General features: G+C 66.4%; 18 protein-coding genes. 9 read left to right on the top strand and 9 right to left on the bottom strand.

Annotated features, from left to right (window positions below; translation table 11 throughout):
• Positions 1–56 precede the first annotated feature (56 nt).
• Entirely contained in the window at positions 57–518 is a 462-nt protein-coding gene (locus tag AC1DFU_RS06440) for a DUF3304 domain-containing protein (protein WP_441591383.1), read from the bottom strand.
• 14 nt (positions 519–532) lie between these two features.
• The gene (locus tag AC1DFU_RS06435) at positions 533–985 is read right to left on the bottom strand and encodes a DUF3304 domain-containing protein (RefSeq protein ID WP_149136840.1); all 453 of its coding nucleotides are present in this window, start codon (positions 983–985) and stop codon (positions 533–535) included.
• A 227-nt stretch (positions 986–1,212) separates the two neighbouring features.
• Between AC1DFU_RS06435 and AC1DFU_RS06430 the strand changes: the two genes are divergently transcribed.
• Both AC1DFU_RS06430 and AC1DFU_RS06425 read left to right on the top strand, forming a co-directional pair.
• Positions 1,213–1,641 (top strand): HIT family protein, encoded by a 429-nt coding sequence (locus AC1DFU_RS06430; RefSeq protein WP_441591382.1) that lies wholly within the window; start codon positions 1,213–1,215, stop codon positions 1,639–1,641.
• A 51-nt stretch (positions 1,642–1,692) separates the two neighbouring features.
• The gene (locus AC1DFU_RS06425; protein WP_441591381.1) at positions 1,693–2,547 is read left to right on the top strand and encodes a 3-hydroxybutyryl-CoA dehydrogenase; all 855 of its coding nucleotides are present in this window, start codon (positions 1,693–1,695) and stop codon (positions 2,545–2,547) included.
• Between the two features lie 39 nt (positions 2,548–2,586).
• Here the strand turns inward: AC1DFU_RS06425 and AC1DFU_RS06420 are convergent, their stop codons facing one another.
• On the bottom strand, positions 2,587–3,255 hold the full coding sequence (locus AC1DFU_RS06420) for a Crp/Fnr family transcriptional regulator (protein WP_092292105.1): 669 nt from the start codon (positions 3,253–3,255) through the stop codon (positions 2,587–2,589).
• Between the two features lie 231 nt (positions 3,256–3,486).
• Here AC1DFU_RS06420 and AC1DFU_RS06415 point away from each other — a divergent pair, with 231 nt between their 5' ends.
• From AC1DFU_RS06415 to AC1DFU_RS06385, 7 genes are all read left to right on the top strand, one after another.
• A complete protein-coding gene (locus AC1DFU_RS06415; RefSeq protein ID WP_092291539.1) occupies positions 3,487–5,451 on the top strand; it encodes an AMP-binding protein in 1,965 nt (654 codons plus the stop codon).
• Positions 5,452–5,464: 13 nt separating this feature from the next.
• On the top strand, positions 5,465–6,385 hold the full coding sequence (locus AC1DFU_RS06410) for an ABC transporter ATP-binding protein (RefSeq protein WP_092291541.1): 921 nt from the start codon (positions 5,465–5,467) through the stop codon (positions 6,383–6,385).
• A 15-nt stretch (positions 6,386–6,400) separates the two neighbouring features.
• Complete coding sequence (locus AC1DFU_RS06405) at positions 6,401–7,315, top strand: branched-chain amino acid ABC transporter permease (RefSeq protein ID WP_092291543.1); 915 nt, start codon at positions 6,401–6,403, stop codon at positions 7,313–7,315.
• Positions 7,316–7,335: 20 nt separating this feature from the next.
• Positions 7,336–8,412 (top strand): branched-chain amino acid ABC transporter permease, encoded by a 1,077-nt coding sequence (locus tag AC1DFU_RS06400; RefSeq protein WP_092291545.1) that lies wholly within the window; start codon positions 7,336–7,338, stop codon positions 8,410–8,412.
• A 59-nt stretch (positions 8,413–8,471) separates the two neighbouring features.
• Positions 8,472–9,809: an ABC transporter substrate-binding protein gene (locus AC1DFU_RS06395; protein WP_092291547.1), complete on the top strand. Its 1,338-nt coding sequence runs from the start codon at positions 8,472–8,474 to the stop codon at positions 9,807–9,809.
• Between the two features lie 79 nt (positions 9,810–9,888).
• Positions 9,889–10,704: an ABC transporter ATP-binding protein gene (locus tag AC1DFU_RS06390; RefSeq protein ID WP_092291549.1), complete on the top strand. Its 816-nt coding sequence runs from the start codon at positions 9,889–9,891 to the stop codon at positions 10,702–10,704.
• Between the two features lie 20 nt (positions 10,705–10,724).
• Positions 10,725–11,975, top strand: coding sequence for a phenylacetate--CoA ligase family protein (locus tag AC1DFU_RS06385; protein WP_441591380.1), 1,251 nt, complete (start codon positions 10,725–10,727; stop codon positions 11,973–11,975).
• Here AC1DFU_RS06385 and AC1DFU_RS06380 read toward each other — a convergent pair.
• From AC1DFU_RS06380 to AC1DFU_RS06355, 6 genes are all read right to left on the bottom strand, one after another.
• Entirely contained in the window at positions 11,966–12,469 is a 504-nt protein-coding gene (locus AC1DFU_RS06380) for a YbaN family protein (RefSeq protein WP_369823467.1), read from the bottom strand. The genes AC1DFU_RS06385 and AC1DFU_RS06380 overlap by 10 nt on opposite strands.
• Before the next feature lie 38 nt (positions 12,470–12,507).
• Positions 12,508–13,485 (bottom strand): NAD(P)H-dependent flavin oxidoreductase, encoded by a 978-nt coding sequence (locus tag AC1DFU_RS06375; RefSeq protein WP_441591379.1) that lies wholly within the window; start codon positions 13,483–13,485, stop codon positions 12,508–12,510.
• Between the two features lie 298 nt (positions 13,486–13,783).
• Positions 13,784–14,977: a class I SAM-dependent rRNA methyltransferase gene (locus AC1DFU_RS06370; protein WP_092291555.1), complete on the bottom strand. Its 1,194-nt coding sequence runs from the start codon at positions 14,975–14,977 to the stop codon at positions 13,784–13,786.
• A gap of 4 nt (positions 14,978–14,981) precedes the next feature.
• Positions 14,982–15,287, bottom strand: coding sequence for a YbeD family protein (locus AC1DFU_RS06365; protein ID WP_092291557.1), 306 nt, complete (start codon positions 15,285–15,287; stop codon positions 14,982–14,984).
• A 25-nt stretch (positions 15,288–15,312) separates the two neighbouring features.
• A complete protein-coding gene (locus AC1DFU_RS06360) occupies positions 15,313–16,506 on the bottom strand; it encodes a D-alanyl-D-alanine carboxypeptidase family protein (protein WP_092291560.1) in 1,194 nt (397 codons plus the stop codon).
• Positions 16,507–16,549: 43 nt separating this feature from the next.
• The gene (locus AC1DFU_RS06355; RefSeq protein ID WP_092291562.1) at positions 16,550–17,194 is read right to left on the bottom strand and encodes an alpha/beta hydrolase; all 645 of its coding nucleotides are present in this window, start codon (positions 17,192–17,194) and stop codon (positions 16,550–16,552) included.
• Positions 17,195–17,233 lie beyond the last annotated feature (39 nt).

Here is a 17,233-nt window from a genome sequence, read left to right as displayed (position 1 = left end):
GAACCATTTCGTTTCGCGGCGATACCGGACATTCGCAGGCATGGACGAAGTCTTTGTCACAGTTCGGCATCCTCACCCTTGAGCGGATAGTCCGGATGCCCGAGGCCCATCATGGTGACGAACACCTTGACCTCGCCGCCGCGCAGGAAATGGACAGCGAACCGGCCGCCCTCGTCGGGGCCATACCGTGGCACTTCCACGACGCGCTTTATGGCGTTCTCTCCATCCCAATCGCTCCCCCAGACCGTTACCGTCATGCCGGGCTTGTAGGCGCGTGGGATGCTGATGCAGCAGGTGAACCCTCCACCGCCCCGGTGCGCTTGCAGGTGACCGCCCCCATATTCATTGACGCCATAGCGGTGGATGCTCCTGTCGGTATGGTTGTAGCCCACCAGATTCAACGTCATCTGGTCTTCGATGCATCCTGTCAGTGGCAAGCACAGCCCGGCCAATAGGCAAAGACGCCAGACTGAGGGGAACCATTTCGTTTCGCGGCAATGACGCGTATTGGCAGGCATGGATAGAGTCTTTGTCACAGTTCGGCATCCTCACCCTTGAGCGGATAGTCCGGATGCCCGAGGCCCATCATGGTGACGAACACCTTGACCTCGCCGCCACGCAGGAAATGCACGGCAAAATGTCCGCCTTCATCCGGGCCATACCGTGGCACTTCCACGACGCGCTCCATGGCGTTTTCCCCACCCCAATCGCTCCACCAGACGGTTACCGTCATGCCTGGCTTGTAGGCACGCGGAATGCTCATGCAACACGTAAATTTTCCACCACCGGTGTGTGCTCCCAAGTAGCCGCCGCCATACTCATTGACGCCGAAGCTGTAGATGCTGCGGTCGGTATGGTTGTATCCAAGAATGTCCAGTCCCATCTGGTCTTCGGTGCATCCTGTCAGCGGCAGGCACAGCCCCGCCAGCAGCGCCAGACGAAGCGTTCCCTTCCACCCTGCAGTACGGCCGATCGCGTGTGCCATCGATGAATCCCTCGGTTGCCATGGCATTGCACCTTAAACGCTGACCGGGGCACTGAAAATGCGTGAACGTTCACTTGCTGCGGAAGATCAGCAAGGACGTTGATTTCATCGAACTACGATTCCCATTGATGGAGACGTTGTGTAGGCGCGCGCTGCGCTACACTCGAAGGTTGCCGCGCGCCATCCTTGCGCGGGTCCAAGCCACGCAGAAGGAGGGCCCTGATCCCATGTACGACAACCAGAACATCTTCGCCCGCATCCTGCGTGGCGAACTCCCGTGCTTCAAGATCTACGAGGACGCGGACACCATCGCGTTCATGGACATCATGCCGCAGACCGACGGCCACGCGCTGGTCGTGCCGAAGGAGCAGGCAGTGGACCTGTTCGGCCTGTCCGAGGCCGGCGCGGCGGCGGCGATCAAGTCCACGCAGCGCGTGGCGCGTGCCGTGCGCGAGGCCTTCCAGCCGGACGGCATGGTCATCACCCAGTTCAACGGCGTGGCGGCGGGACAGACCGTGCCGCACATCCATTTCCACATCGTGCCGCGCTACGCGGACCAGCCGATTCGCGGCCATGCGCGCGAGCAGCAGGACATGGCCGTGCTCAAGGAGCACGCCGAGCGCGTAATCGCGGCGCTGGCGAAGCTGGCGGCCTGATCGGTCCCGATTTCATTCCCGGATACACGTAACGACACAAGGAAGTTCGACATGGCAATCAAGACAGTAGGCATCGTCGGTGCCGGCACGATGGGCAACGGCATCGCCCAGGCCTGCGCAGTAGCTGGCCTGGACGTGGTGATGGTCGATATCAGCGACGCCGCCGTGCAGAAGGGCATCGCCACGGTGGCCGGCAGCATGGACCGGCTGATCAAGAAGGAGAAGGCGACCGAGGCCGACAAGGCGGCGGCACTGGCGCGCATCCACGGCAGCACCGCCTACGACGACCTCAAGAAGGCCGATATCGTCATCGAGGCTGCCACCGAGAACCATGAGCTGAAGCTCAAGATCCTCAAGCAGATCGACAGCATCGTCGGCGCGCACGTGATCGTGGCGTCGAACACCTCGTCGATCTCGATCACCAAGCTGGCTGCGGCGATCTCGCGCCCGGACCACTTCATCGGCATGCACTTCTTCAACCCGGTGCCGATGATGGCGCTGGTGGAACTGATTCGCGGCCTGCAGACCAGCGATGCCACGCATGCGGACGTCGAAGCGCTGGCCAAGCGGCTGGGCAAGTATCCGATCACGGTGAAGAACAGCCCGGGCTTCGTGGTGAACCGCATTCTCTGCCCGATGATCAACGAGGCGTTCTGCGTGCTGGGCGAGGGCCTGGCGTCGCCGGAAGAAATCGACGAGGGGATGAAGCTGGGCTGCAATCATCCGATCGGGCCGCTGGCGCTGGCGGACATGATTGGCCTGGATACGATGCTGGCGGTGATGGAAGTGCTCTACACCGAGTTCGCCGATCCGAAGTACCGTCCGGCGATGCTGATGCGCGAGATGGTCGCCGCCGGCTACCTCGGCCGCAAGACCGGGCGTGGGGTTTACGTGTACAGCAAGTAAGTCGATAGCCTTGCCCCCTCTCCCCAGCGGGAGGGGGACTCACTCCCCGTACTGCCGCAATCCCTCCAGGTCGAGCACCTCGATCACCCCGTAGTCCACCCGCACCAGCCCCTGCTGTTCCAGCACCTTCAGCGCCTGGTTGGCGCGCTGCCGCGAGATGCCGGCGAGCAGGCCGATCTCCTCCTGCGAGATCTCCAGCGTATTCCCCAGCCCCGGATACAGGTGTTCGTTGAACAGCGACGACACCGCGCGCGCCACGCGCGAATCGATGTCCAGCAGCCGTTCGTACTCCACCGCCGCAATGAACTGCCCGAGCCGCTCGTTGAACTGCATCAGCAGGAAGCGCGTGAACGGCAGGCTGGTATCCAGCAGCCACTGAAAAGTCTCGCGCGGGATGAACGCGATGCGCGAGCGGCGCAGCGCCATCACGTCGTATTTGCGGATTTCCGACTTCAGCACCGCGCCTTCGCCGAACCAGCCGCCGGTCGGCACGCCGGTGAAGGTCACCGACTTGCCCGAGGGCGACACCGTGGTGATCTTGATGATGCCTTCCACCACCCCCAGCCAGTGTTCGGCCAGGTCGCCCTTGTGGCAGACATAGTCGCCCTGGCTGTACTCGCGCACGGTAGTCACGCGTTTGACACGCTCGCGCTGGGCCGGGCTGAGGTCCACGGCCCAGGCGCAACGGTCGATGAAATCATGGGAAATCGCCACTCGGTGCTCCCGTAGGGATTAACCCGGAATTGTCATCGGCGTGACAACCCGGGGGGATGGCATCGGCTATCTTACGATCACTACGGAACCGGCCCGGCCTGATGTCACAAGGCCTGGCGGCATGATGCGGTGCGAGAAGCGCCGCTTGGCGCCCAGTATAGCGACCGGTCCGGCGGCTTGATACCCGGCGTGGCCCCTACGCCCCCTGGGGGAGAGGAGACAGCGATGCAGGAATCGTCGGCAACGACCTTCCCGCGATGCCTGCTGGCGCACGCCACGCAGCGGCCGGACCATCCGGCCCATCGCGAGAAGGATCTCGGCATCTGGCAGACATATAGCTGGTCGCAAGCCGCGCGCGAGGTCCGCGCGCTCGCCTGCGGGCTGGCCGCGCTTGGGTTCCGGCGGGGCATGAACCTGGCCGTGGTGGGTGACAACCGCCCGCGTCTCTATTGGGCGATGACCGCCGCGCAGGCGCTCGGCGGCGTGCCGGTGCCGCTCTACCAGGACGCCATCGCCAACGAGATGGTCTATGTGCTGGAAGACGCCGAGATCGAATTCGCCGTGGTCGAGGACCAGGAGCAGGTGGACAAGCTGCTCGAGGTGGAGGCCCAGCTCGCCGCGCGCGGCCGCGCCGTGCGTCATCTGATCTACGAAGACCCGCGCGGCCTGCGCGACTACGACCATCCCTCGCTGCTCTCCTACGAACGCCTCCAGGAGATCGGCCGCGAGTACGATGCCGCGCACCCCGGATTCTTCGATGAGCAGGTGCAGGCCGGCCAGCCCGACGACACCGCGATCATCCTCTACACCTCCGGCACCACCGGCAAGCCCAAGGGGGTCTGCCATTCGCACGGCGGCCTGATCGGCGCGGCGCGCAACGGCTGCCAGTTCGACAAGCTCGGCCCCGCCGACGACGTGCTCTCCTACCTGCCGATGGCCTGGGTGGGCGACAACCTGTTCTCGTACGCGCAGGCGCTGGTCGCGGGCTTCACGGTGAACTGCCCGGAGTCGCGGGAGACCGTGATGACGGACCTGCGCGAGATCGGCCCCACCTACTACTTCGCCCCGCCGCGCATCTATGAAGGGCTGCTGACGCAGGTGATGATCCGCATGGAGGACGCTGGCTGGGTCAAGCGCCGCCTGTACGACTGGGCGATGGGCGTGGCGCGCCGCTGCGGCGCGGACATCCTCGACAAGCGCCCGGTGCCACTGGCGGACCGGCTGCGCTACGCGCTGGGCGAATGGGTGATCTACGGCCCGCTGCGCAACGTGCTCGGCATGAGCCGCATCCGCGTGGGCTACACCGCTGGCGAGGCGATCGGCCCGGACCTGTTCCGCTTCTATCGCTCCATCGGCGTGAACCTGAAGCAGTTCTACGGCCAGACCGAGACCTGCGCCTACGTGTGCCTGCAGCCGGACGGGCAGGTCAAGTTCGACTCGGTCGGCCCGGCCGCGCCGGGCATGGAGATCCGCATCGCCGACAACGGCGAGGTACTGGTGCGCGGCGTGGGGCTGCTGAAGTCCTACTACAAGCGTGACGACGCCACGCGGGAGGCCATCAACGACGAGGGCTATTTCATGACCGGCGACGCCGGCGTGATCGACGCCGACGGCCACCTCAAGATCATCGACCGCGCCAAGGACGTCGGCAAGCTGGCCGACGGGTCGATGTTCGCGCCGAAGTACATCGAGAACAAGCTCAAGTTCTTCCCGTACATCAAGGAGGCGGTGGCCTTCGGCACGGACCGCGAATCGGTCTGCGCCTTCATCAACATCGATTTCGATGCGGTGGGCAACTGGGCCGAGCGCCGCCACCTGGCCTATGCCGGCTACGTGGACCTGGCCGCCCAGCCGGAAGTGATCGCGATGATCGCCGAATGCGTGGAACAGGTGAACGCCGACCTGGCGGCGGACGCCATGCTGGCCGGCTCGCAGGTGGCGCGCTTCCTGATCCTGCACAAGGAGCTGGACCCGGACGACGACGAACTGACGCGCACGCGCAAGGTGCGGCGCGGCTTTATCGCCGAGAAATACGCGGTGCTGGTCGAGGCGCTGTACGCGGGCAAGCCCGAGCAGTTCATCGAGACGCGCGTGAAGTTCGAGGACGGTCGCGAGGGCAGTGTCTCGGCCACGCTGAAGCTGGTGGACGTCAAGCGTTTCCCGCCCACGGGCGGCGCGCGCGCGGCATGAACAGGGGAATGGCATGACGCAGATGGCATGGCGCGTGGACGCCACGGGCACGATGGCGCCGGCAGGCACGATCACCGCGCCGGGGCACGCCGATGGCGTGCAGCACGAGGGGCTCCGCACCGGCGACGCGCTGGAGCCGGACTCCACCCTGCACACCCGCACGCGCGGCGACGTGATCCTGGACCTCCAGAACATCTCGCTCGCGTTCGGCGGCGTGAAGGCGCTGACCGACATCTCGTTCGATGTCTGCGAGCACGAGATCCGCGCGATCATCGGCCCGAACGGCGCCGGCAAGAGTTCGATGCTGAACGTGATCAACGGCGTCTATCACCCCCAGCAGGGCCGCATCGTGTTCCGGGGCGAGGAGCGGCGCCAGATGCATCCGACCGCCGCCGCGCGGCAGGGCATCGCGCGCACGTTCCAGAACATCGCGCTGTTCAAGGGCATGACCGTGCTGGACAACATCATGACCGGCCGCAACACCCAGTTCCGCACCGGCCTGTTCGCGCACGCGCTGTGGTGGGGCCCGGCGCGCGCCGAGGAGATCCGGCACCGGCACAAGGTGGAGGAGGTGATCGACTTCCTCGAGATCCAGGCCATCCGCAAGACCCCGGTGGGGCGCCTGCCGTACGGCCTGCAGAAGCGCGTGGAGCTGGCGCGCGCGCTGGCGGCGGAGCCGTCGATGCTGCTGCTGGACGAGCCCATGGCCGGCATGAACGTGGAAGAGAAGCAGGACATGTGCCGCTTCATCCTCGACGTGAACCAGCAGTTCGGCACCACCATCGTGCTGATCGAGCACGACATGGGCGTGGTCATGGACATCTCCGACCGCGTGGTCGTGCTCGACTACGGCAAGAAGATCGGCGACGGCACGCCCGAGGAGGTCAAGGCCAACCCCGACGTGATTCGCGCCTACCTCGGCACCTCGCACTGAGCATCGGACCCCATCATGACCTTCTTCTTCGAAATCCTGATCGGCGGGCTGCTCTCCGGGCTGATGTACTCGCTCGTGGCGCTGGGCTTCGTGCTGATCTACAAGGCGTCCGGCGTGTTCAACTTCGCGCAGGGGGCGATGGTCTACTTCGCCGCGCTGGCCGTGGTGGGGCTGATGGACAAGGGCATGCCGATGTGGGCGGCGTTCATCGGCGCCTTCGTGGTCATGATCATCGTGGGCATCAGCACCGAGCGGCTGGTGCTGCGAAAGCTGGTCAACCAGCCGCCGATCACGCTGTTCATGGCGACCATCGGGCTGTCGTTCTTCCTGGAGGGGCTCGGGCCGCTGCTGTTCGGTAACGAGGTGCGGCCGATCAACCTCGGCATCGTGGACGAGCCGATCGAGGCCATCCTCACCCGCTTCAACATCGTTATCTCGAAGTTCGACCTGGCCGCCGCCGCGATTGCCGCCGTGCTGGTGGCCGCGCTGGCGCTGTTCTTCCAGTACACCAAGGTGGGGCGGGCGCTGCGCGCGGTGGCGGATGACCACCAGGCGGCGCTCTCGCTCGGCATTCCGCTCCAGCACATCTGGGCGATCGTCTGGGGCGTGGCCGGCTTCGTGGCGCTGGTGGCGGGCATGCTCTGGGGCTCGCGCAACGGCGTGCAGTTCGCGCTGACGCTGACCGCGCTCAAGGCGCTGCCGGTGCTGATCCTGGGCGGCTTCACCTCGGTGCCGGGGGCCATCGTCGGCGGGCTGATCATCGGCGCCTCAGAGAAGCTGGCCGAGATCTACATCCCGCCCGTGTTCCAGGCGATGTTCGGCGGCAACTTCGGCGGCATCGAAGGCTGGTTCCCCTATGTATTCGCGTTGCTGTTCCTGCTGGTGCGGCCCGAAGGGCTGTTCGGCGAGAAGCACATCGACCGCGTGTAACCCGTCCGGAGACCGACACCATGCTCTATCGTGAAGCCGGGCAGTTCAAGACCAGCTACATCGCCGACAGCCAGATCTTCCCGATCCGCCAGGACCGCATCGGTTTTGCCGTGCTGATGGCAGTGGCCTTCGTCGCGGTGCCGTTCACCGCCTCGGAATACTGGTTCAACGCGATCCTGATCCCGTTCCTGATCTTCTCGCTCGCGGCGCTGGGGCTGAATATCCTGACCGGCTACGCCGGCCAGCTCTCGCTGGGCACGGCGGCCTTCATGGCCGTGGGCGCGTACGCGGCGTACAACTTCCAGTTGCGGATCGAAGGCATCCCGGTGCTGGCCACCTTCCTCCTGGCCGGGCTGTCGGCGGCACTGGTGGGCGTGGCGTTCGGGCTGCCCTCGCTGCGGATCAAGGGCTTCTATCTCGCCGTGGCCACGCTGGCGGCGCAGTTCTTCGTGGTCTGGGCGCTGACCAAGTTTCCCTGGCTGTCGAACAACAGCTCGTCGGGCGTGATCACGGCGCAGCGGCTGGACCTGTTCGGCTTCACCATCGACACCCCGGTGCGCAAGTACCTGTTCGTGCTCGCCTTCGTCACGGTGCTGGCCTTCGTCGCCAAGAACCTGGTGCGCTCGGCCACCGGCCGCGCCTGGATGGCCGTGCGGGACATGGACGTGGCCGCCGAGGTCATCGGCATTCCGCTGATGCGCACCAAGCTGCTCGCCTTCGCGGTCAGCTCGTTCTACTGCGGCGTGGCCGGCGCGCTCTATGCGTTCTGCTACCTCGGCTCGGTGGAGCCGGACGGCTTCTCGCTCGACCTCTCGTTCCGCATCCTGTTCATGATCATCATCGGCGGGGTAGGCAGCATCCTCGGCTCCTTCCTCGGCGCCGCGTTCATCCTGCTGCTGCCGATCTTCCTCGACAACGTGCTGCCCGGCCTGGCCGCGCTGCTGCACCTGCCGTTCACGAACGCCACGGTGTCGCACATCCAGCTGATGGTGTTCGGCGCGCTGATCATCTTCTTCCTGATCGTGGAGCCGCACGGGCTGGCGCGGCTGTGGCAGATCGCCAAGGAGAAGCTGCGGCTCTGGCCGTTCCCGCATTGATTCATCGTCGTAGCCCATAACAACGCCCGTCTACGAGGCGAAAGGTCAAGGAGACTGTCATGACAACCCTGATTCGCAATGTGCAGCGCGCCGCCCTGGTGGTTGGCGTGGCGGCGGCGCTGCTGGCGCCGTCGCTGCCGGCGCTGGCGCAGGCCAACGAGCAGTTCGTGGCGTTGCCGAGCTACCGCGTGGGGCCCTACGGCGCCAACGGCCAGTCGTTCTACGGCGGCTTCATCGACTACCTGAACTACGTCAACCTCAAGGATGGCGGCATCAACGGCGTGAAGCTGAGCTGGGAAGAGTGCGAGACCGAGTACAACAACGCCAAGGGCGTGGAGTGCTACGAGCGGCTCAAGTCGAAGAACGCGACGACCAAGGGCACCGCGTACCACTCGATGTCCACCGGCATCTCCTACGCACTGGTCGACAAGACCGCCGCCGACAAGGTGCCGCTGGTGATGATGGGCTACGGCCGCACGGACGCCGTGGACGGCTCGGTGTTCCCGTACGCGTTCCCGCTGGTCACCACGTACCAGATGCAGGTGTCGGCCATCGTCAAGTACCTGGCCACCAAGAGCGGCGGCTCGCTCAACGGCAAGAAGATCGTCTACCTGTACCACGACTCGGCCTACGGCAAGGAGCCGATCGTCGCCCTGCAGGCGGAGGCGCGGCTGAACAAGTTCAACCTGGTGGAGATTCCGGTGGCGCACCCCGGCAACGAGCAGGGCGCCCAGTGGCTCAAGATCCGCCAGGAGAATCCGGACTACGTGATCTTCTGGGGCTGGGGCGTGATGAACCAGACCGCGCTGAAGGCGGCGCAGAAGGTGGGCTTCCCGCGCGACAAGATGATCGGCTCCTGGTGGGCTGGCTCCGAGGAAGACACCGTGCCGGCCGGCGACGCCGCCAAGGGCTACATGAGCGCGACGTGGAACGTGGCGGGCCGCAACGTGCCGCTGATCGCCGACATCGACAAGGTGGTGTACGGCGCCGGCAAGGGCAATATGCAGGACCGCAACAAGGTCGGCTCGGTGCTCTATAACCGCGGCGTTTCGGCGGCCGTGGTGACCGTGGAGGCGATCCGCGTGGCGCAGGACAAGTTCGGCAAGGGCAAGATGATGTCCGGCGACCAGATGCGCTGGGCCTTCGAGAACCTGAACGTGACCAACGCGCGCCTGCAGCAGCTGGGCGCCACCGGCCTGCTGCCCGAGATCAAGACGAGCTGCGACAACCACGAGGGCTCCGGCAAGGTGAAGATCCAGCAGTGGGATGGCGCCAAGTGGGTGGTGGTGTCTGACTGGATCGAGGGCAACAAGGCGCTGATCCACCCGCTGTTCAAGGCCAACGCGGCGCAGTACGCGAAGGAGAAGGGCATTACGCCGGCCTGCGCGAAGTCGTAAGCGCGGCCTGCGGTTGTCTCCCCTCTTCCGCAAGCGGGAGAGGGGAGCGCAAAACCAGCGGCATTTGAGGTGTCCATCCATGTCCCTGCTATCCGTCAACAACATCGAAGTCATCTACGACCACGTGATCCTGGTGCTCAAGGGGGTCTCGCTGGAGGTGCCCGAAGGCCGCATCGTGGCGCTGCTCGGCGCCAACGGGGCCGGCAAGACCACCACGCTCAAGGCGATCTCGAACCTGCTCCACGCCGAGCGCGGCGACGTGACCAAGGGCTCCATCGAATATCGCGGTAATCGCGTGGACCAGCTCACGCCCAACGACCTCGTCAAGCGCGGGGTGATCCAGGTCATGGAGGGGCGCCATTGCTTCGCCCACCTGACCATCGAGGAAAACCTGCTCACCGGCGCCTACACGCGCGGGCTGTCGCGCGCAGACACGCGCCACGAGCTGGAGAAGATCTACACCTACTTCCCGCGCCTGCAGACGCGGCGCAAGTCCCAGGCTGGCTATACCTCGGGCGGCGAGCAGCAGATGTGCGCGATCGGGCGGGCGATGATGGCCAAGCCGGCGATGATCCTGCTCGACGAGCCGTCCATGGGCCTGGCCCCGCAGATCGTCGAGGAGATCTTCGAGATCGTGCGCGACCTGAACACACGCGAGAAGGTCAGCTTCCTGCTGGCCGAGCAGAACACGATGGTGGCGCTGCGCTACGCCGACTACGGCTACATCCTCGAGAACGGCCGCGTGGTCATGGACGGCGAGGCCGAATCGCTGCGCACCAACGAGGACGTCAAGGAGTTCTACCTGGGCGTGGCCGCCAACGATGCCGATGGCGCCGCGCGCAAATCATTCCGCGATGTGAAGAGCTATCGGCGCCGCAAGCGCTGGCTGGCCTGAATTCCTACCCCTCCCGCACCATGGTTGACTATTTCGATTCGCTGGAAACGCGCACGCCGGCCGAGCGCGAGGCCGCGCTGCTGGCCGCCCTCGCGCGCCAGGTGGCGCACGCGCAGGCCCACGCGCCTTACTTCGCCGAGGTGCTGTGCGATGTGGACCCGCGCGACCTTACCTCCCGCGCCGCGCTGGCGGCGCTGCCGGTGACGCGCAAGTCGGAGTTGACCGCCCGCCAGCGCACCGCGCCGCCGCTGGGTGGCCTCAACGCTACGCCCATCGGCGGGCTGCGGCATGTGTTCCAGTCGCCGGGACCGATCCATGAGCCGGACGGCCATGCCGATGACTGGTGGCGCATCGCGCGCGCCATGTTCGCGGCCGGTTTCCGCGCCGGCGAGCTGGTCTACAACACCTTCTCGTACCACTTCACGCCGGCCGGCATGATGATGGAATCGGGCGCACACCGGTTGGGCTGCTGCGTGTTCCCGGCGGGCGTCGGCCAGACCGAATCGCAGGTGCAGGCCATGGCGGCGCTGCAGCCGTCCGCCTATGCCGGCACGCCATCGTTCCTGAAGCTGCTGATCGAGCGGGGCGCCGAGCTGGGAATGCCGTGCGCGAGCCTGTCGAAGGCGCTGGTCACCGGCGAAGCCTGCCCGCCGCCGCTGCGCGCATGGCTGCAGGACCATGGCGTGACCGTGCGCCAGATGTACGGCACCGCCGACGTGGGGCTGATCGCCTACGAAACCGAGGGCGGCGACGGCTGGGTGGTCGATGAAGGCGTGCTGGTGGAGATCGTCGAGCCGGGCGGCACGCAGCCGATGCCCGAGGGCGAGACCGGCGAGGTCGTGGTGACGGTGCTCGGCAACGGCGACTATCCGCTGATCCGTTTCGGCACGGGCGACCTGTCGGCCATCGTCAGCGACTCCTCGCACCGCGCCAGCCCATGCGGGCGCACCAATATCCGGCTCAAGGGCTGGCTGGGGCGCGCGGACCAGACCACCAAGGTCAAGGGGATGTTCGTCCATCCCGGGCAGGTGGCGGATGTGGTGCGCCGCCATCCCGAGATCCGCGCCGCAAGGCTGGTGGTGACCGGCATGGTCGGCGCGGACACCATGACGCTGCACTGCGACGCCACGCGCGAGGACGACGGACTGGCGCACGCCATTGCCGATTCGATCCGCGACGTCATGCGCTTGCGTGGCGAGGTGCGCTTCGTGGCGGCAGGGTCGCTGCCGCAGGATGGCAAGGTGATCGAGGACGCGCGCAGTTACGACTGAGGGGATTGGGGCGGCTCCGCCGCCTCACCATACCCACCCCGGGGCCGGGTCGGCAGCCGCACCATCCAGATGGTCACGGCGGCGCCCACCGCCAGCAGCGTCAGCGAGGACACCGGCCGCCCGCGCAGCAGCCAGGCGGTGGTCCCCATCGAAATCCACATCATCGACAGCGCCAGGCACTTGGCGCGCAGCGGAATGCTGCGATGCGCCTGCCAGTCCCGCACCAGCGGGCCGAAGCGCGGGTGCGAGATCAGCCAGTCGTGGAAGCGCTCCGAGCCGCGCGCGAAGCAGGCGGCCGCCAGCAGGACAAACGGGGTGGTGGGCAGCAGCGGCAGGAAAATGCCGATGAAGCCGAGCACCAGCGACACGACGCCGCAGGTGACCCAGAATGCCCGGATCACGCGCTCGCGGTGCGTGAGCGCGTCGCTGGCGTTGCCTGGGGAGCGGGGCCGGCGGGTGTCGCCGGCGGGGCGTTCGGAGTCGGTCGGGTGCAAAGGAAGGGGCGAAAAGGAGCGAGGGCGAAAAAACGCCCCTATCGTACCAGTCCGAGCCGAGCGCGCGCGGCGTCGTACTCTTCCTTCATGCGCGCGATGATCTCGCCGGCCGTGGCAATGTCCTCGATCTGGCCCACGCCCTGGCCAGCGCCCCAGATGTCCTTCCACGCCTTGGTCTTGGAGCTGCCGCTCGAGAAGTCCATCTTGGTCTTGTCCGCCACGGGCAGGTTGTCCGGGTCGAGCCCCGAATTGCTGATGCTCTCGCGGATGTAGTTGCCGTGCACGCCCGTGAACAGGTTCGTGTAGACGATGTCCGAGGCCGCCGCGCTGGTGATCGACTGCTTGTACTCCGCGCTCGCGTGGGCTTCCTGCGAGGCGATGAAGCGCGTGCCCACGTAGGCGAAATCGGCGCCCATGGCCTGGGCGGCCAGCACGGCGTCGCCGGTGGCGATGGAGCCAGACAGCGCGATGGGACCGTCGAAGATCTTGCGCACCTCGCCCACCAGCGCGAACGGCGAGAGCATGCCGGCATGGCCGCCGGCGCCAGCCGCCACCAGGATCAGGCCGTCCACGCCCGCCTCGATGGCCTTCTCGGCGTGGCGCAGGCTGATCACGTCGTGCAGCACGATGCCGCCATAGCTGTGCACGGCATCGATCATTTCCTTGACCGGCGCGCGCAGCGAGGTGATGAAGATGGGTACCTTGTGGTCGACGCAGACCTTCACGTCGTGCTCCAGCCGCGCGTTGGACGCATGGACGATCTGGTTCACGGCGATCGGGCCGACGCGCTTGCCCGGGTTTGCGGCCTGGAACGCGGCCAGGTCCTCCTGCATCTGCGTCAGCCATTCGTCGAGCAGCTCCGCCGGGCGTGCGTTGAGCGCGGGGAAGGAGCCGACGATGCCGGCCTTGCACTGCGCCAGCACCAGTTCCGGATAGCTGACGATAAACATCGGCGAGGCGATGACGGGCAGGGCCAGGTTCTGCAGGATCGGCGGCAAGGTCGTGGCGGCGGGCATGGGGTCTCCTCTGATCGGGTCGCAAATTGAACGATCGTTCGATTATAGGGACTTTCGCTCCGGATGGCGCCGCCCGGACCGTCGCCCGGCCTAGAGGCCCGCTTCCATTCCGCCAGGAGAGACGGACAAAAAAATGCCCCGCCGGGTAGGCGGGGCAATTACCACGAAGACTGATAAGAAGAGGCAGTGAGACACCTGCCAATGCCTCACCGCGAGACGAAGCATAGACGGTGAATATGACCGTCAGAAGTCAAAACCGAGGGTTTATACCGGGGTGCCCGGGCGCCCTCGGCCCCTCTCACACCTTCTCGAGCAGCAGGCCCTTCAGGTATTCCCCTTCCGGGAAGGCCGCCGACATCGGATGGTCGGTGCCCGCCGAGAGCCGGCGCAGGATGCGCGCGTCGCAGCGGGCATCGGTGGCCGCGCCAGCCACGATCTTCTGGAACAGCTCCATGCTGATGGCGCCTGAGCACGAGTACGTGAACAGCAGGCCGCCCGGCCGCAGCAGTTGCATGCCGACAAGGTTGATTTCCTTGTAGGCGCGCGCGGCGCGGTCGATGTGCTGCGCCGACGGGGCGAACTTGGGCGGGTCCAGCACGATCAGGTCGAACTGGCGGCCCTCGGCGCGGAACTCGCGCAGCGTCTTGAACACGTCGGCGTCGAGCCAGGTCGCCCGTTCGGCGTCGAAGCCGTTCAGCGTGACGTTGTTCGCGGCGATCTTGAGCGCCTCGCCCGACGAGTCGATCGACGTCACCGCCGTGGCGCCGCCCCGCAGCGCGGCCAGCGAGAAGCCGCCCGTGTAGCAGAAGCAGTTCAGCACCTCGCGCCCTTCGGCCAGATCGCCGACGAGCTTGCGGTTGTCGCGCTGGTCGACGTAGAAGCCCGTCTTGTGGCCGTTGCGCACGTCCACGTAGTAGCGCACGCCGTGTTCGGTCACGGACAGCTCCGGGTCCGGCTCGGCGCCAGCCAGCACGCCGGTCACCAGCGGCAGGCCCTCGCGCTGGCGCACGGCGGCGTCGGAGCGCTCGTAGACATTCGGGCAGCCGGTCTCCTTGACCAGCGCCTGCACCAGCGCCTCCTTCCACTGCTCCACGCCGGCCGAATTGAACTGGCAGACCAGCTGGCCCTTGTCGCCGCTGCCGTAATAGTCGACAACCAGCCCGGGCAGGCGGTCCGCCTCGCCGAAGATCAGCCGTACCGCGTCGGTATCGCGCACCCACTGGCGCCGATGGGCCACCGCGGCGGCCACGCGGCGCTTGAACAGCGCGTGGTCGACCGGCTCGTTCTCGTCGAACGTCCACACCCGTGCGCGGATCTGCGACTCGGGGCTGTAGGCGCCGCGTGCCAGGAAACGGCCGTCCGCGGCGCGGATGACCACCGTGGTGCCGGTCTCGCAGCGGCCTTCGGTGGAGGCGATGCCGGTGGCGTACACCCAGGGGTGGCGGCGGAGCAGGGATTTTTCCTTGCCCGGTTTGAGCGTGATGGCGTTCATGCGCTTACAGCACCACCTTCACCATCGGATGCGACGTCAGCGCGCGGTACAAATCGTCCAGCTGCTCGCGGCTGGTCACCCAGACCGTCACGGTCAGGCCCAGATAATTGCCGTTCCGCGACGGACGCATCTCCATCTTGCCGGCGTGGAAGTTCGGGTCGAAGTCCTGCACCAGGGTCACGATCGCCTCGGCAAAGCCGTCCTGCATCGCGCCCATGACCTTGATGGGGAAGTCGCTCGGGTACTCGATCAGCGAGGCCTGCGGCGGAATGCTGCCGGGCTGCTGACCATCGTTCGAATCGGTCGTCATGTTCGTGCTCTCGCGTGTGTGCGGATTACTTGCGCTTGAACCAGAGGCGGATGGTGTCCCACAGGCGGCCGAAGAAGCCGGCCTCGGGCACGTCCTCGAGCGCCACCACCGGGAACTCGCCCACCTTCGTGGTGCCGTCCATCAGCTTGACCGTGCCGACCTGCTGGCCGACCGCGATCGGGGCCAGCAGCAGTTCCTGGCGCTCCAGCACCGGCTTCAGGCGGCTGCCCGTGCCCTTGGGCACCGTGACGAAGGTCTCGTTGGACACGCCGATCTTGACCGTGCCGGCGGCGCCCTTGTAGATCTCGGGCGTGGCCAGGACCTGGCCCTTGTCGTACAGGCGCAGGGTGTCGAAGAACTGGAAGCCGTAGTTCAGGATCTTCAGGCTTTCCTGCGTGCGCACCTGCTCGCTGGTGGTGCCGATCACGATCGACACCAGGCGGCGGTTGCCGTTCGGCACGTTGGCGAGCGGGCGCTGCGCCGACGAGATCAGGCAGTAACCGGCCGACTTGGTGTGGCCCGTCTTCACGCCGTCCACGGTGGGGTCGATGTACAGCAGGCGGTTGCGGTTCGGCTGCTTGATCTTGTTATAGGTGAACTCCTTTTGCGAGTACATGCCGTAGTACTCGGGGAAGTCCTTGATCAGGCGCGTGGTCATCGTGGCCAGGTCCACCGCCGTGGTGTAGTGCTCCGGGTCGGGAATGCCGTCCGTGTTCGTGAAGTGCGTGCCCTTGAGGCCCATGCGCTGGGCCTCGCGGTTCATCATCGCCACGAAGCCTTCCTCGGAACCGCCCACGGCCTCGGCCAGCGCCAGCGCGGCGTCGTTGCCGGACTGGACGATCAGGCCCATCAGCAGGTCCTGCACGCTGACCGGCTTGTTCGGCTCGATGAACATGCGCGATTCGTCGCTTTTCACCTTCAGCACGACGTTGGTCGGCACCACGGTCTGGTCCATCGTCAGGCGCTTTTCCTTGACCGCCTGGAAGGCCAGGTAGGCGGTCATGATCTTGGTCAGCGAGGCCGGCTCGATGCGCAGGTCCGCGTTCTGCGAGGCCAGCGCCTGGCCGCTCGTCACGTCGTACAGCATCCAGGACTTGGCGGCGACCTGCGGGGTCGGCACGCCCTGCGCCAGCACGGCGGCAGGGGCGGCGAGCGCGACAGTAACGGCAATAGCGACGGGGGCAAGGGCGGACGCGAAGCGCGGCGTGGCTCTGTTCATAGGTGCGAATTCCAACGGATGAGGGTTGCGCGGACGGGACGGATCACCGGTCCCACGCGTTGACGACAAGCTGCTTGATCAGATGCAGCTTGCGATGAAAAAAATGGTCGGCGCCAGGAATGACGATGATCGGGAGTTCCTGCGGCCGGACCCAGTCCAGCACGCTGGCCAGCGGCACGGTCTCGTCCTGCTCGCCATGGATGACGATGGTGTCGGCCGGCACCGGCGCCACGTCCCAGCGGCTGGTGGCGGTTCCCACCAGCACCAGGCGCTGCGCCGGCGTGCCGGCCTCGGCCAGCCGCCGCGCCACGTGCGTCTGCACGAAGCTGCCGAACGAGAACCCGCCCAGCGCCAGCGGCAGCGTGGCGGCGTCCGGGGACCACGCGGTCTGGGTGCGCATCCAGTCCACCACGGCCAGCAGGTCGTCCTGCTCGCCGATGCCCTGGTCATGCTCGCCCGCCGAGTTGCCCACGCCGCGGAAGTTCGGCCGCACCGTGGCGTAGCCGAGGGCGACGAAGGTGCGCGCCAGCGTCTGCGCCACCTTGTTGTCCTTGGTGCCGGCGAACAGCGGGTGCGGGTGCGCCACCAGCGCCAGGCCGCGCACGGGCATGCCCTGCGGCAGGTCGATCGAGATATCGATGGCGCCGACGGGGCCGGGAATCGTGGTGACCTGGGTATGCGCGTTCATGGTGGCAGGAGCAGGAGTGAAAGCGGGACGAAGACGGGC

The sequence above is a fragment of the Cupriavidus sp. 10L45 genome (assembly GCF_056395225.1).
The sequence above is the reverse complement of the archived record's forward strand: the minus strand, read 5'-3'. Positions and strand labels throughout refer to the sequence as shown.

Coding starts and splice junctions, on each gene's coding strand:
- AC1DFU_RS06440 (WP_441591383.1), bottom strand. CDS start 518: ATGCCTGCCAATACGCGTCATTGCCGCGAAACGAAATGGTTCCCCTCA.
- AC1DFU_RS06435 (WP_149136840.1), bottom strand. CDS start 985: ATGGCACACGCGATCGGCCGTACTGCAGGGTGGAAGGGAACGCTTCGT.
- AC1DFU_RS06430 (WP_441591382.1), top strand. CDS start 1,213: ATGTACGACAACCAGAACATCTTCGCCCGCATCCTGCGTGGCGAACTC.
- AC1DFU_RS06425 (WP_441591381.1), top strand. CDS start 1,693: ATGGCAATCAAGACAGTAGGCATCGTCGGTGCCGGCACGATGGGCAAC.
- AC1DFU_RS06415 (WP_092291539.1), top strand. CDS start 3,487: ATGCAGGAATCGTCGGCAACGACCTTCCCGCGATGCCTGCTGGCGCAC.
- AC1DFU_RS06410 (WP_092291541.1), top strand. CDS start 5,465: ATGACGCAGATGGCATGGCGCGTGGACGCCACGGGCACGATGGCGCCG.
- AC1DFU_RS06405 (WP_092291543.1), top strand. CDS start 6,401: ATGACCTTCTTCTTCGAAATCCTGATCGGCGGGCTGCTCTCCGGGCTG.
- AC1DFU_RS06400 (WP_092291545.1), top strand. CDS start 7,336: ATGCTCTATCGTGAAGCCGGGCAGTTCAAGACCAGCTACATCGCCGAC.
- AC1DFU_RS06395 (WP_092291547.1), top strand. CDS start 8,472: ATGACAACCCTGATTCGCAATGTGCAGCGCGCCGCCCTGGTGGTTGGC.
- AC1DFU_RS06390 (WP_092291549.1), top strand. CDS start 9,889: ATGTCCCTGCTATCCGTCAACAACATCGAAGTCATCTACGACCACGTG.
- AC1DFU_RS06385 (WP_441591380.1), top strand. CDS start 10,725: ATGGTTGACTATTTCGATTCGCTGGAAACGCGCACGCCGGCCGAGCGC.
- AC1DFU_RS06375 (WP_441591379.1), bottom strand. CDS start 13,485: ATGCCCGCCGCCACGACCTTGCCGCCGATCCTGCAGAACCTGGCCCTG.
- AC1DFU_RS06370 (WP_092291555.1), bottom strand. CDS start 14,977: ATGAACGCCATCACGCTCAAACCGGGCAAGGAAAAATCCCTGCTCCGC.
- AC1DFU_RS06365 (WP_092291557.1), bottom strand. CDS start 15,287: ATGACGACCGATTCGAACGATGGTCAGCAGCCCGGCAGCATTCCGCCG.
- AC1DFU_RS06360 (WP_092291560.1), bottom strand. CDS start 16,506: ATGAACAGAGCCACGCCGCGCTTCGCGTCCGCCCTTGCCCCCGTCGCT.
- AC1DFU_RS06355 (WP_092291562.1), bottom strand. CDS start 17,194: ATGAACGCGCATACCCAGGTCACCACGATTCCCGGCCCCGTCGGCGCC.